9 protein-coding genes are annotated in these 15,184 nt (G+C 58.2%); 8 read left to right on the top strand and 1 reads right to left on the bottom strand.

All coding sequences use genetic code 11. The features are described from left to right. Window positions 1-60 precede the first annotated feature (60 nt). The 6 genes from THTE_RS12375 to glgB all read left to right on the top strand — a co-directional run bounded on the left by THTE_RS12375 (window position 61) and on the right by glgB (window position 9,226). Window positions 61-1,698, top strand: a complete 1,638-nt coding sequence (locus THTE_RS12375) for a type II secretion system minor pseudopilin (RefSeq protein WP_095415727.1) — start codon at window positions 61-63, stop codon at window positions 1,696-1,698. A gap of 11 nt (window positions 1,699-1,709) precedes the next feature. Then, window positions 1,710-3,278 (top strand): hypothetical protein, encoded by a 1,569-nt coding sequence (locus THTE_RS12370; RefSeq protein WP_095415726.1) that lies wholly within the window; start codon window positions 1,710-1,712, stop codon window positions 3,276-3,278. A gap of 4 nt (window positions 3,279-3,282) precedes the next feature. Next, on the top strand, window positions 3,283-4,245 hold the full coding sequence (locus tag THTE_RS12365) for a hypothetical protein (RefSeq protein ID WP_095415725.1): 963 nt from the start codon (window positions 3,283-3,285) through the stop codon (window positions 4,243-4,245). Between the two features lie 569 nt (window positions 4,246-4,814). Next, complete coding sequence (locus THTE_RS12360) at window positions 4,815-5,810, top strand: aldo/keto reductase (RefSeq protein ID WP_095415724.1); 996 nt, start codon at window positions 4,815-4,817, stop codon at window positions 5,808-5,810. A 167-nt stretch (window positions 5,811-5,977) separates the two neighbouring features. After that, a complete protein-coding gene (locus THTE_RS12355; protein WP_095415723.1) occupies window positions 5,978-6,625 on the top strand; it encodes an RNase H family protein in 648 nt (215 codons plus the stop codon). A 351-nt stretch (window positions 6,626-6,976) separates the two neighbouring features. Next, window positions 6,977-9,226 (top strand): 1,4-alpha-glucan branching protein GlgB, encoded by a 2,250-nt coding sequence (gene glgB / locus THTE_RS12350; RefSeq protein WP_420823847.1) that lies wholly within the window; start codon window positions 6,977-6,979, stop codon window positions 9,224-9,226. Window positions 9,227-9,256: 30 nt separating this feature from the next. Here glgB and THTE_RS12345 read toward each other — a convergent pair whose 3' ends face one another. Further along, entirely contained in the window at window positions 9,257-9,964 is a 708-nt protein-coding gene (locus THTE_RS12345) for a zinc ribbon domain-containing protein (protein ID WP_095415721.1), read from the bottom strand. 440 nt (window positions 9,965-10,404) lie between these two features. Here THTE_RS12345 and THTE_RS18450 point away from each other — a divergent pair, with 440 nt between their 5' ends. Both THTE_RS18450 and THTE_RS12330 read left to right on the top strand, forming a co-directional pair. Continuing rightward, complete coding sequence (locus tag THTE_RS18450; protein ID WP_168175851.1) at window positions 10,405-13,953, top strand: aminotransferase class I/II-fold pyridoxal phosphate-dependent enzyme; 3,549 nt, start codon at window positions 10,405-10,407, stop codon at window positions 13,951-13,953. Between the two features lie 140 nt (window positions 13,954-14,093). Further along, complete coding sequence (locus tag THTE_RS12330; protein ID WP_095415719.1) at window positions 14,094-14,915, top strand: sugar phosphate isomerase/epimerase family protein; 822 nt, start codon at window positions 14,094-14,096, stop codon at window positions 14,913-14,915. The last annotated feature ends 269 nt before the right edge of the window (window positions 14,916-15,184 follow it).

The following is a 15,184-nucleotide window of genomic DNA, read 5'->3' as shown; positions in this document are numbered from 1 at the left end:
GTTTGGGCCGGCCCTAATACTTGAGCACGTGTTTTGTGTGACTGCTATGTTGTCAGCGGTATGACTGTGAATCAACTGGGAGGACATCAACGACAGGGCCAGCGCCGTTCTCAGCGCGTGAGGCACGCCGGTACTTCGCGCCGGCGGCGTGGGATGGTGCTTCTTGTGGTGCTCGTGACGGTCGCGCTTCTTTCGTTGGCGGCCTTAACTTTGGGAGATCTCATGCTGGCGGAGCGCGAAGGCGCACATATCTCCAATCGGATGGCTCAAGCGCGTGCCCTTGCCGCTTCCGGGGTGGAAGCGGTTCGCCTCTTTGTCTCAATGGATGAGGAATGGCAAAACGACAACGGCGGTTGGTTTAACAATCCGGCGTGGTTCTCCGGAATGGTTGTGCACCAAACCGCCGATCCGCTTGATACCGGGCTTTTCTCCGTCATTGCACCCGATTGGGAAGACACTATGGGCACGACCATCCGATATGGCCTGGAAAACGAGTCGGCCAAGCTCAACGTCAACAGTCTGCTCCTGGCCGACCAATACGCGGAGAACGGAGGACGGCAACTTCTCATGGGGTTGCCCGGCATGACGGAAGACATCGCCGATGCGATCATGGACTGGCTGGATGCCGACGACGAACCGCGGGAGTTTGGGGCTGAAATCGAATACTATTCAGGGCTGTCCCCCGCCTACGCGACGAAAAATGGCCCGCTGGAAACCATCGAGGAGTTGCTCCTTGTGCGGGGGGTGACGCCCGAACTGCTCTTCGGGGCAGACCGCAATCGTAACGGCATCATCGATGCGGATGAAACCATTCCCGAAGCCTTTGCCGGGCTGAGCGCTGACGATCCCGTCGCTTATCGCGGCTGGTCCGCGTATCTCACCCTGTACAGCATGGAACTGAACGTTCGTCCCGATGGCCGAGCCAAGATCAACATCAATCAGGACGACCTCGAGGCTCTCTATAATCAACTGGAAGAAGAATTTGGCCACGACGTGGCGACGTTTATTGTGGGCTACCGCCAGAATGGGCCCTATGAGGGGACGGAGCAGTCCGAACCGATGCCCGCGGACGCCCAGATTGACTTCTCGCGGCCTTCCCGCGTCAAATTCAGTACCGTGCTCGATCTCATTGGTGCAAAAGTCCGGATGCAATTCGCAGGTGAGAATGAGCCGCGGGTGATTGACCCCGTGTTTCCCAATGACCCGGCACTGCTGCGAACCATCTTACCGCTGATCATGGCGAATCTCACGGCCACCTCGAGCAAAGTGATCCCGGGGCGCATCAACATTAACCTTGCGCCACGGTCCATCCTGTACGGAATTCCCACGCTGGATCCCAGTGTGGCCGAGATGATCATTCAAGCCCGACCCAAAGACCCCACTCTCATCGACGACGAGAATTACCGTTATGAGACCTGGATTCTTGCGGACGGCCTGGTGACGCTTGACGAAATGAAAGCCCTCATGCCGTTCATCACGTGCGGGGGTAATGTTTACCGGGCGCAGGTGGTTGGATATTTCGCCGGTGGGGGACCGAGTTGTCGGGTGGAGGCGATTGTTGACGCTACCGTTCGCCCGGCCCGGCTATTATTCTGGAGAGATATGAGCCATCTTGGACGCGGATTTCCTTTAGACGTCCTGGGATCTTCCGGGCAGATGGCTGGTCTTGGTCGTGCAGGGACGGTCGTGTCCCCTTGAGGTAACAGCCGATGGCACGCTGGTTGGCCTACGAATGGAACGATCGGGAATTGAGGGTGGCAGTTGCCACGTCTCGGTCGGATCGTCTCATCCTGGAGCATCTGTTCGATGTCAATCTACGCGATGCGTTGGGTGGAGCGCCGGCGGGTGAAGAGCCGTTCCGGCCGAGCGCGGAGGATATCGGACGTTGCCTGGCCGCTGCATTAGCCGCCCGCAATATCCGGCGTCCGACCACGTTCGTGACCATCAGCCGTTCGCTGGTGGAACTCCGTCAACTCTCGGTGCCGCCGGTGTCCGACGACGATCTGCCGGAGGTTGTCAAACTTCAAGCGCTGCGGGAGTTCACGCACGTTACTGAAGACTGGAGCATCGATTATCTGCCGCTGGACGGAGATCCTACTCAGCCGAGAAATGTACTGGTGGCAGCGCTTTCTCCCCAGCTTTTAAGTCAAATCCAGGACACATGCCGGGTTGCCCAACTCCGCCCGGAACGCCTGCTTCTGCGCCCGTGCGCCTCGGCCTCGTTGGCTCGCCGTTGTCTGCCTCTTTCGGAAGGAGAAATCCGGCTGGTTATTGACCTGGTCGGAGATGAGGTGGATCTTTCGGTGATCGTGGAGGGGCGGTTGGTGTTCATGCGGACCGCCCGTCTGGTCGGTGATCCGCTTCGTGATCCATCCTCGGCCGAGACGCTGGTGGGCGAAATTCGCCGGACAATGATGGCGGCCCAGAATCAATTGGGTGGTGGCCGGGCGAATCACCTTGTTCTCTGCGGGAATACGCCGGCCCACGAGCATCTTGTTGGGTTGCTCCACGAGCGACTGGACCTCTCTGCCAGTTGTTTCAATCCTTTCCAGCCCTTCGTGCTCAGTCCCCAGCTGGCGGAATCGCTTCCCGACCATCCCGGAGAGTACACAGCACTGCTGGGAGTTCTTGCGGACGAGAAGGAAAAAATCACGCCACCGCTCGATTTCCTCCATCCGCACCGCCGTCCCGAGCCGCCGTCTAAGAAGCGGCAGCTTTTGGTGGCCGGTGTCGGTGCAGCCGTTCTCGTGGCACTCGGGGTCGGTTACGGGTGGTGGCAATTGGCGCAGCTCGATCAGGAAATAGCGCAGCTCCGCACGCGGCAATCGGAACTGGATCGCGAATTGAAGGCAGGAGCCGAAGTGGCGCAGCTCGCCCAGGCTGTTCGCGGGTGGCTCGGTTCCCGGGTGGACTGGCTGGAAGAACTGAAGCGTTTAAACGAGAAAATCCCTTCTGCAAAAGAGGTGATGCTCACCAAGGTGTCGCTGGCTGCTGGATCGAAGGCGGGCGAAATTTCGCTGGAAGGCTTCGCCGCCACGAGTGAAAGCGTCCAGAAAATGGAGCAGGCTCTTGAGGATGAAACCCACCGGGTCGTTTCCAAAGGAAAAGCGGAAGACGATTCTCAAAAACCGTACACGCTTCGCTTTGGAACGTCCGTCGTGATTCGGTCCACTCCTCCGGCGCCGGCCCGCTCCGGCCGCGCGCCGGCTGCCCGCACGCCGGGCCTGACTCCCACCGCGGCTCCCCGTTCCGCGGCCCCGAGACAAACCGTGAGGTGACGCCATGAAACTCGGGCAAAGGGAACGCATACTGGCACTTGTGGCAGCCGTCCTGATCGCGTTTGTCGCGGGGCGGACGATTTGGGCAATCGTTTCAACTCCGTTCCGCATCCGGCAAACGGCTCGGGCAACGCTCATCAATTCGATTTGGGCTAAAGAGAGACAACTTCAGGATATCCAAAAGGCCAAAGAGCAGCTCAAAGAATGGGCGGCACGCTCCCTGCCGGCCGATCCCGCCGTCGCACGTCGCCTTTATCAAAATTGGCTTCTTGAATGTGCCCAAAATGCCCGGTTGGAAGCCATCCAGGTGGACAGCGGGGAAGTACGGCGGGAAAAGAATCTGTTCTACCGCATGCCATTTACTGTCCGCGGACAGGGCACCCTCGAATCACTCACGCGATTTCTTTACGCCTTCTATTCGCGGGACTATCTGCATGCCATTCAGCGACTATCGATCACGCCGGTGAAAGAAGGAAAACGCATTGACCTGTTGATCAGTATCGAGGCGATCGCCCTTGATGATGCAGTGGCGAAAGATAGTTTGCCGAGCGGGCCCCTCGTGGAGCGAAAGCTGCCGGATTTAAAGGAGTATGTCAAGACTATCGTGGATCGGAACGTGTTTGTGGCGTACACTCCGCCTCCACCCCCGCCTCCGCCTTCGCCACCGCGACCAACGCGGCCGGTGCGACCGCCTACGCCACCGCCGGAGCCGGTTCTTGATCCTAGCCAGTTTGCTTACGTGAACGGCATCGTTGAGGTCAATGGCAAGCGGGAAGTGTGGCTTTACATACGGACGGAAAACAAAACACTCCGATTGGGTGAAAACGATACGTTCGAGGTCGGCGAAGTCCGCGGGCGCGTTCTCAAAATCGGAGTTCGCGAGGTAAATCTGGAGATCAACGGGCATGTTCGCACTCTGGCCCTGGGAGATAATCTGGCGGCCGCACTTGCCCGCGATCGAGGCTGAGACACCCCAGAATATCTGCTGTTGGATGTCTCAACCAACCACAATTCGCAAAAACAGAATAGCAATAATGGATTACCAGTGGCGCGCCCTAGTTTTTTCGTCCCAGCGTGCAATTCGCCTTGAGGGCATCTTTGCGGAGCTCGCACCCGGTTTGCCGCTGATCCATTCTCGCTTTGTCTTCGGTCCGGCAAAGGCGTGTGAGCTTCGGCAAGCTGGTTAGACGGGTGAGATTCAGCCCGGAGGGATCTCTCCCGGAGGGACCTGGTTGTCAGGTCCGCGGTTCGACGTTCGATCATCCATTCCTCTATCACCGGGCACGACAAGCGTGTCCCTCCGAAAAGATCCACAAAGCATCCCGCGCCGCCAAATGGACTGAATTCCAGTAGGGGGAATTCATGAACAGCCCCCACGACCGACACATTCAGCCTTTGGCCTCTCACAGCTCCATACCAAAACTGGGGACGAGTCAGATCTTGCCGGGCTTTTCCAACAATTTCGCGGCGCTAAAATTGTGCGCCTCCTGTTGGTGTGAGTATCGTCCCGTTACCCCCTTGCGAGGAGATGCCGCAATGAACGTCGAATCCACACGCCGCGAGTTCCTGCAAACAGTTATTGCCGGTTTGGCACTTGGCCGCAGCATGCTACTGGCTCAGGAGTCCAGTCCCGCCGGGCTACCCACGCGTCCGTTGGGCAAGACCGGCGAACGTGTGAGCATCATCGGGCTGGGTGGCTGGGACATCGGAGCCATTCGTGATGAAAAGGAAGCCATCGCGATCATGCATGAAGCCATCGACAATGGCCTGACATTCTTCGATAACTGCTGGGACTATCACAACGGTGGAAGCGAGGAACGCATGGGAAAGGCCCTTGCGCAGAATGGATATCGCGACAAGGTTTTCCTCATGACCAAAGTGTGTGGACGGGATTACAAAACCGCCCGGCAAAATCTCGAGGACAGCCTCCGCCGTCTTCGCACGGATCGGATCGATTTGTGGCAGTTTCACGGCATTCAATGGAACGACGATCCGGATCTCATCTTCGCCGAAAATGGGGCCCTCAAGTGCGCCCTCGAGGCCCGCAAGGCGGGGAAGGTTCGTTATATCGGTTTTACCGGCCACAAAAATCCGCGGTTTCATCTGGCGATGCTCGCCAAACCTTTCGAATGGGACACTGTTCAAATGCCCATCAACATCCTGGATGCGCATTACGAAAGTTTCCAAAAGCAAGTATTGCCGGTGTGTGTGGAACGTAAGATTGGCGCCATCGGCATGAAGGCCCTTGCTTCGCAGGGCGGCCGATTGCCGCGGGAGCTGGGCATACCAGCGCCCCTGCTCCGACGGTTTGCCCTTTCGCTGCCCATTTCCAGCCTCATTTGTGGCATTCAATCGGGGGAGAACCTGCGGCAAGACATCGAGATGGCCAGGAATTTCCGCCCGCTTTCTGATGAGGAAGTCCAGGAACTCCTGGCGAAAGCGGCAGGGCCCGCGGCCAGCGGTCAAATCGAGCAGTACAAGGTGGGCAACTACGGCTGCGATTGGTGGCACAATCTGGCCAAACGCGCGTAACGCGCCGCACAACCGATTGGCACGGTCTCCATTCCGCAGATGTCCCGCAAAATTTTTCTGTTAATCTGCAAAGGATAGATAGCTTTTGCCGATATCCGGTAATAAGATCGGTCAGGAAGACTTTGCAGGTCTGTTTGCCTGAGCAGGACATCGGCGGAGTGTCATCAATGGCTTTGCACGTGGATCGCGCGCAGGATGTCGCGGCCGGCAGGGATGATGATCTTTCCGTCCCGCGACTCACTTTTACGTTGCTGTATCAAACCGGCATCAACGGGAATCCTTTCCGTTGGCGGTTCATCCTTCGTTCGGAAGAGGGCCACGACGAGTTTATAGCCGAGGACGAGGAGCCCGGCGTTTGTGGCGAGCGACTCGAGCTTCTCACGATTGCCCGGGCTCTCGAATCCCTCAACCAGTCGGCTAAGGTGATTATCTGGACGCACAGTCCGGCAGTTCGCGAGGGCCTCCTGTTTGGACTGCATGAGTGGCCTCAGTCAGGTTGGCACTGGGATTACTACGACCAGCGGGTTCCGGTACGAAACCGGGATTTGTGGCAGCGGATAGCCCGGGCCACCAGGTTCCACGAAATCGAATGCCGAGTGTGGCGTATTGATCCTCCCCACTGGCGAGAGGGAGATTGCGTCTCCGACGGGGTGACTGTCTCTGCCGCGAGGTCTGCTCGAAGGGAAGGTCCCGGAGAGCATCATCCTGTGATGAAGTCGTCGCTGATTGGTCAAAGACTGAGGTGGCTTGTGGGATGGATCCGGCCCTCAAGTTGGCGAGCCCGTATGGCGAGCTCGCTGAAAGCGAGTTGGTAATCTCGTCGGTGTTCGGTGGGTGGCCGCGATTTTTTGAGTCGGGCGGCTTTCCGGAGAAAATTGGGCCGTAAAATTTTTTTGAGAAGGTCAGCAAAAGGGGCGAATCCCGCCTCAATAATTTTCACGCCTTTGCCAAGCCGGGGCTGTCAAATCGATCTGAAAAGTGTGCCCATGTGTATTGTTTGGGTTTTAGTGACAATGTTGGCAATATAGAGAATCTGGATGAATGGCGTGCTTTTCTGACGATGCCATTACAAAGCCGGTTCTTTGAAACCGTATTGCGTGAGAAATTCGAAAAACTTGGGTAAAATAAGCTGCGTCATGGGTGACATGGGAGACAAGGAGGTGACCGTGCGGACGCATATTCCTTTGGAGCATTTAGGTCGGCTTCTGGAGGGAAAACACGAGAATCCATTCGAAGTGCTGGGACCCCACGTGGTGGAGGAAGACGGGCGAAAGCTCCTGTCTATTCGCGCGTTCCTCCCCCATTCCAAGCAGGCCTGGGTCATCGATCTGGCGCACGAGGGCGTGCCCCGGCCGATGCGCCGGATTCACCCTGCCGGCCTGTACGAGGCCCTCTGCCCACTAAATGGCCAGCAACCTCAGTATTTGCTTCGGGTGGCCGAGGAAGATGGCAAACAGGTGATCATGCACGACCCGTACACTTTTCCTCCGCTTTTGACGGATTACGACCTCTATTTACTCGGCGAGGGACGCCACTGGCGATGCTACAACAAACTGGGCGCGCAGCTCCGTACGGTTAACGGAGTTGAGGGCGTGAACTTTGCCGTTTGGGCACCTAACGCCACAAGCGTCAGTGTTATCGGAGACTTCAACCGCTGGGATGGCCGCTGCCATCCCATGCGGAAACACATCCCCAATGGATTTTGGGAAATCTTCATCCCCGGTCTGAAAGAGGGCGACCTGTACAAGTTTCAGATCCGCTATCATGACCAGGTTTTTGAGAAGGCCGATCCGTTCGGGTTCTGGGCCGAGGTGCCGCCGCGGAGTGCCTCCCGCGTTTTCAACATCAATCGTTACCAGTGGCACGACCAGGAATGGATGGAACAGCGGAAGAAGCGGAACTGGCTGGAAGAACCCATTTCCATCTACGAAGTCCACCTGGGAAGCTGGCGGCGGCCAAAGGACAACCCCACTGGCTGGATGAATTATCGCGAGCTTGCCCACGAGCTTGTGGACTACGTTAAAAAGATGGGCTACACCCACATCGAGCTTTTGCCCATCGCTGAGCACCCTCTCACAGCAAGTTGGGGATACCAGGTGGTGGGTTACTACGCGGTCACTTCTCGGTACGGGACGCCCGAGGATTTTCAATACTTTGTCGACTACTGCCATCAGAACGGCATCGGTGTCATTATCGACTGGGTGCCCGGCCACTTTCCGAAAGACGGCCATGGGCTCCGCCGGTTCGATGGGACCGCCCTCTATGAGCATGAAGATCCCCGCCTGGGTGAGCATCGCGACTGGGGAACGCATATTTTCAATTACGGCCGGTACGAGGTCCGTAACTACCTGATTGCTAATGCGCTCTTCTGGTTCGACAAATATCACGTGGATGGCATCCGCGTGGATGCCGTGGCCTCCATGCTGTACCTGGATTACAGCAAGGGGCCGGGCGAGTGGCTTCCCAATGAATTTGGCGGCCGGGAGAATCTCCAGGCCATCGCTTTCCTCAAACTGCTCAATGAACAGGTGCACCTGCAATTTCCGGGGGTTCTGACAATTGCCGAGGAATCGACGGCCTGGCCAGGGGTTTCGCATCCCACGTACCAGGGCGGTCTCGGCTTCAGCATGAAGTGGAACATGGGTTGGATGAACGACACCCGCCGCTACATGCACAAGGACCCCATTTACCGGAAGTATCACCACAATGAGCTCACCTTCAGCCTAATCTATGCCTTCCACGAAAATTTCGTCCTTCCGCTGTCGCACGACGAGGTCGTTCACGGAAAGGGCTCGCTCATTTCCCAAATGCCGGGCGATTGGTGGCAGAAGTTTGCGAATCTTCGACTGCTGTACACCTACATGTGGACACACCCCGGCAAAAAATTGCTCTTCATGGGCAGCGAGTTTGGGCAATGGCACGAATGGAATTATGACGCCCAGTTGCAGTGGGAGCTTCTCGACTGGCCGACGCATCGCGGACTCCAGCGGTGTGTGGCGGATCTGAATAAACTTCTGCGAAGGGAAAAGGCCCTTCACGAGGTCGATTTCCGCTGGGAAGGCTTCCAGTGGATCGACTGCCACAATTGGGAGGAAAGCACACTCAGCTACATTCGGCGGGGCAAAGACCCCAACAACTACCTGGTGATCGCGCTCAACTTCACACCCGTGCCCCGGTGGGAGCATCGTATTGGCGTTCCTGAGGTGTGCGAGTTTGAAGAGATTTTCAACAGTGATGCCGAAATATACGGGGGCGGCAACATTGGCAATTGTGGCCGCGCGGTCTCCGAACCGATCCCGTGGCACGGGTTTCCGGCTTCGATGAAAATTGTGCTCCCGCCGCTGGCAGGCGTCATCTTCAAACCGCGAAGAGATCGGCCGTCCAACACGCTGGCGGAAAAGTCACCAGAGCGGTGATCGCTCCCAGGCGGGATCTCTCCTTGGATTTCACGCCGGGCTGGCTGGATGGGTGGGTGGGGAAATGCCCGGGGAGTGATAATCCTGGTTGGTCAGGTAATCGATCAGCGCCTGGTTGTCTTCCCACATGGGGCGCATGAATTTTTCCCGGATATACCGAAACACGGCCGCTTTCTGATCGCGGTTGAGGGAACCCGGTCCGCGGATGGCGCCAAGGATGGCGTCTTCCCCGCGTTCGATCCTTGTTAGCGCGTAGCGGGACGCCAGTTGATAGACGTGCAGGCCTTCCAGCCGGTGCGAACCGTCCGGATGCGGTACGATCTGGAGTTCGACAAGTTTGAAATCACCCTGGGCCGGTAACTTGTCTGCATTGCGGACAGCCCGCACGAACGTCGTCCCCGACCGAATCATCCACCCCTGACCGTTGGATTCCCACGTGGCGACCAGGCCCTGTCGGTCACACACAAGATAGTGGAAGTGACGGACCAAACGATCGGGATGCTCGATATGCGGCAAGTCTTCATCTTCTGCCGGTGGCGGGGAACTCCCGGCAGCACCGGTCGGAGCCGTGCTGGGTGGTGTTTGTTCGCTCTGGCGAATGGGGACGATTTCCCCACAGCGGGGGCATTTTCCCGCCCGACCTGTGAACTGGGAACTGACCTTCAGACGCGCTTGGCAGGAAGGACACGTGACCACGAGCATCGAACCATTCTCCAGAACATAAGTACCGCCCTGCATTCAATGGTCGCTCTTTTCGCGTGGCCGTGCAAGAACCGGTTTGAGGCCGCCGCTGGCTCAGATTCAACGGGAACTGTCCTATCGCGGGGATTATCACCCCACTGAAGGTGGCAATGCGACCGCCTTTGCGGATTCCAGAGAAAAAGCGTAACATAGGCTAAGATGGGTCGAAATAGGTGAAGGACTCCATGACTCCATCGTTCCCAGGGGCCCGAGTCTCGAAAGCGCCCTTCGTGCAACATGAAGAAACCTCAGCAAGGTTGGGGTGTGAGGCTTCCGGCGGAAGTGCTTTTTTGAAAACAACGATTCTGGAGGCCGCAAGATTGATCGCAGTGGCTTGACGAATTGACGGATTCGTCTCCTGCCGTCCGGCACTGATTTTGGTCGAGGGCCGCTGCCGTGGAATCGGCCTCTTCAAAAACGGATATTTGTATCCTGCCATGAATAAGTCGGAGAAACTGCCCGGTCGTTTTTTTGGACCGACCACTCTGGTCGAGCTGTTGCGGCATCGCGCCACATATCAGCCTGACGACATCGCTTTCATTTATCTGGTGGATGGCGAAACGGAAGAGCAACCGATCACGTATCGGGAACTCGATCGGCAGGCGCGGGCCATCGCGGCCTGGTTGCAAACGCACGATTTGGTGGGCGAACGTGCACTCTTGCTGTACCCGCCGGGGCTGGATTTCATCGCTGCATTTTTTGGCTGCCTGTATGCCGGCGTTGTCGCGGTGCCGGTTTATCCACCGCGAAGAAACCGATCCATGGAGCGGATCCAGGCCATATCCGACAATGCGCGAGCTCGGGTTGCCCTCACCACGCGGGCGGTGAGAGATCGTGTGGACACCCTGATCGATGAAACGCCCCATCTGAAAGAACTTTCTTGGCTGACCACCACGGAAATCGAACCCCACATGGAAGATCGCTGGGAAGAGCCGGAGATCGACAGTCAGACCCTTGCCTTCCTCCAGTACACCTCGGGCTCCACCGGGACACCCAAGGGTGTCATGCTGACCCATGCCAACCTGCTTCACAACTCGGCGCTCATTTGTTGGGCATTTGAGCACCGTCGGAGTGGCACGGGGGTGTACTGGTTGCCCAGTTACCACGACATGGGCCTGATTGGGGGCATCATTCAGCCCGTGTTTGTCGGCCGTCCCAATATCATGATGGCTCCGATGGCGTTTCTTCAAAAGCCCTATCGGTGGCTGGCAGCGATCACCAAGTACCGCGGAACCACAAGCGGCGGGCCGAACTTTGCTTATGATCTGTGCGTTCGGGCGATCACTCCGCAGCAGCGGGACACACTGGACCTCAGCTCCTGGGAGGTGGCGTTCAACGGTGCGGAACCTGTCCGCGCGGACACAATCGAACGCTTTTCCGAGTACTTTGCTCCCTGCGGTTTTCGACGGGAGGCCTTCTATCCCTGCTACGGTTTGGCCGAATCCACGCTGATGGTATCCGGCGGATTTGTCAAAGAGCCACCGATCATCCGGCTATTTGACGGCGAGCAAATCGCCCGGGGGCGGGCCGTGGAGTGTCATCCCAAGGCGCCGCACGCCCGGGCCCTTGTGGGATGTGGTCAGCAACTCCCGGATGGCAAAATCGTGATCGCGGATCCCGAGACCTGCCAACGTCTTCCGGAAGGTCAGATCGGCGAAATCTGGGTCCAAGGCCCCAGCGTGGCCGTCGGTTACTGGGAGAACGAGGAGGCCACGCAACACACGTTCCGCGCGCATCTCGCCGATGGGGAAGGCCCCTTTATGCGGACAGGCGACCTGGGGTTTTTAGACCGGGGGGAACTCTTTGTAACCGGTCGGATCAAAGACATGATCATCATCCATGGCGTGAACGTCTATCCCCAGGACATCGAGAGGACAGTCCAGGAGGCCGACGATCGCCTTCGGCCGAACGCTGGGGCGTGTTTCGCCGTGGAGCGCGACGGGCGAGAACAGTTGGTCATCGTGCAGGAAGTGGAGCGCCGGGTCAAAGAGGGGTTTGATTCAATCTTTCAGGCAATCCGCCGGGCCGTGGCACTGGAACATGAACTGGCGGTGGATGCGATTGTCCTCATCAAGCCCGGCAGTATTCCGCGCACATCCAGCAACAAGATTCAACGGTTCGCCTGTCGTCAGGCCTATCTGGAGGGAACGCTGGAAGTCGTGGCGGCATGGCACAGGGAGCCATCCGTCGAGGAGGAGCCCCTCTCGGCGCTCAGCCCGGCTGCAAAGACTTCGGAATCGGTTCAAGCGGTCGAGAAGCCGGAGCCTGCTTTAGCAGCCTTTTCCGGTGGAAATGGGGACGGCGATCTTGTCCAGCGACTGGCCCAAACTGCCGATCTCGGTCCGGCATGGCAGGCAGCAGGGGGCGGGAGCAGTTCGTCCTCCTCGGGCGATGGGAGTCGGAGTGCGCCATCGGGCGGGGTATCGGGCGGAACGCCATCGACGCGCCCCAGTCGTGAAAAAATCATTGAGGCGGTTCTGGCGGAAGTACGGCGGGTGGCGCGAGATCGTGCCGAAGGGCTGACGTTGGATACGGCCATTACCGAGATCGGGCTCGATTCTCTGGAACGTATGGAGATTCTCGCCTCGCTGGAAGAGCGTTTCGGCGGCCGCTTCCCGGCCGAGATTCTGCCGGAGCTGGAAACCTGCGCTCAGGTTGTGGAAGCGGTGGAAAAATATCTTGGCGGTGTAGAGCAGGAACGCCGCGTCATCATTCCCGCCGGGCAGGAAATCCCCGAGGACTTCTACAACATTGAGAAATTCCCTGAGTACGTCGCCCTTCAAGAGCGGTTGCGGGTGCTGGAGGCAAGTGGTCTGGGAAATCCGTTCTTTACGGTCCACGAGGGCATCACCAATGACCGAACGGTCATTGGGGGCCGCGAGATGATCAACTTTTCCAGCTACAACTACCTCGGGATGTCGGGGGATCCGGTGGTCATTCGCGCTGTCCAGGAGGCCGTGGAGCGCTACGGGACAAGCGTCTCCGCGAGCCGACTTGTGTCCGGCGAAAAGGTGATTCATCGGGAGTTGGAGGAAGAGTTGGCCCGGTTCCTGGGGACAGAGGCCGCCGTGGTGTTCGTGGGCGGTCATGCAACCAACGAAACGGTGATCGGCCACCTGTTCAAGCCGGGGGATCTTATTCTCCACGATGAGCTATCTCATAACAGCATTCTCCAGGGGGCCATTCTCTCCGGTGCCCGTCGTCGACCCTTCCCTCACAATGACTGGCGAACGGCGGACCGCCTGTTAAGCCTCTTCCGGAGGGAATACCGCCGGGTGCTCATCGTGATCGAGGGTGTCTACAGCATGGACGGCGACATTCCGGATTTGCCGCACTTCATCGAGGTGAAAAAGCGGCATAAGGCGCTTCTTATGGTGGATGAAGCCCATTCGATGGGGACAATTGGAGAAACCGGGCGCGGTATCGGCGAGTACTTCGGCGTTCCGCGCGACGGTGTTGACATCTGGATGGGGACGCTCAGCAAATCGTTTGGAAGTTGCGGCGGTTACATCGCCGGTAAGAAGGCCCTCGTGGAGTATCTCAAATACACGGCGCCGGGATTCGTGTTCAGCGTGGGGTTGTCCCCGCCCAACGCCGCGGCGGCTCTCGCTTCGCTCCGTTTGCTTCAAAAAGAGCCGGAGCGTGTTCGTCGCCTCCGGGAGCGGGCGGCACTTTTCCTCGGCCTTGCTCGGGAACGAGGCTTCGATACAGGCGCCAGCCGGGATTCTCCAGTGGTGCCGATCATCCTCGGTCACTCGCTCCATTCCATGCAGCTCTCGCAGGCCCTTTTCCGGCGCGGCATCAACGTCCAGCCGATTGTCTATCCCGCTGTACCGGAGTCAGCCGCGCGGTTACGGTTTTTCCTCACATCACGGCATACGGAGGAACAAATCCGTTATACGATCGACGTCATGACGGAGGAGATTGACCGCATCGATCCTCGCTATCGTCTCTCCAGACCGGCGTCCGCGTCCCCCAGCACGTGAAGACGGAAACCTATCCGCCTGCACGGTTGTGTGCATCTTTACGTGTTTGGAGGTTTGCGACATACTGGTTACACTGGACGTTGGCAAATCCGCGACAGCGTTCTGCCTGATCACGGTTGAAACCTGGGAGGCGAACACGGATGGCATGTTTATCCGTATCCGAAACCACGACGTTCCGCTGGTCTTTCGAGGAAGATGTCCTGCGGTACAAAGCGGCGGGGATTCCTGCCATCGGTGTGTGGCGGCAAAAGCTCTCCGACTTTGGTGAAGAGAAAGGGGCGGAACTGCTCAGCGAAACGGGGATGCAGGTGTCACATCTGTTCTGGGCTGGGGGATTTACCGGCACAGACGGGCGCACATTCCGGGGAGCAGTGGAAGATGCCCTGGAAGCCGTCCGCACGGCAGCGGAGCTGAAAACCCGGTGCCTTCTGGTGTACAGTGGTGCTCGGGGGCTCCACACCCATAACCACGCCCGACGGTTGTTTCGGGAGGCCCTCAAGGAAATGATTCCCCTCGCCCAGGAGCTGGGAGTATTTTTGGGCGTGGAACCAATGCATCCCGGTTGCGCTGGCGATTTCACGTTCATCACCGATCTTGACGAATACTTCAAGCTCGTCGATGCGATCGGCTCCAACCAGGTCAAGCTTATCTTCGATGTCTACCATTTGGGCGCTGTTCCGGACATCGTGTCGCGAATTCCGCAATTGATTCCGCATATCGCATTGGTCCAACTTGGCGATGCCAAATCGCCCCCCAATGGCGAGGTTAACCGTTGCCTCCTTGGGGAGGGGTCGCTGCCGATTGTTGAACTTGTGCGGGCACTCCGCGACAACGGCTACGACGGATTTTTCGACGTGGAACTGATCGGCGAAGACGTCGAAGCCTACTCGTACGACGACCTGCTTGAGCATGCCAAGGCAGCCTACGCGCGGCTTCTGGGCGAGACTGCCGGGGTGCAGTAGGGCAAAAGATTGGCAAGCCGAGCACTCGACGGCCGAATTCCTGGGGGTGGCACTGCGAACCTTAAGGAAAAGTTCGGTGTCTATGCCGGTCGGGCGCAGTAGGGGCGGATCCGGAGCAACTGCGTTCCCAGCAGGTCCTGATTGCGTTAATATGGCACTTTGCTAACACTTCTTGCCAATTACGATGTACTACTGATGACGCCGCCATTTCGGCGCGTCGCTTGGGCGGTAAGATATAAGGAGTGGTGCCAGGGAACGAATGCCTCAGC

Source organism: Thermogutta terrifontis (assembly GCF_002277955.1).
Classification (GTDB): domain Bacteria; phylum Planctomycetota; class Planctomycetia; order Pirellulales; family Thermoguttaceae; genus Thermogutta; species Thermogutta terrifontis.
Note: the sequence above shows the minus strand (reverse complement) of the source record. Positions and strands in the feature narration are given on the sequence as shown.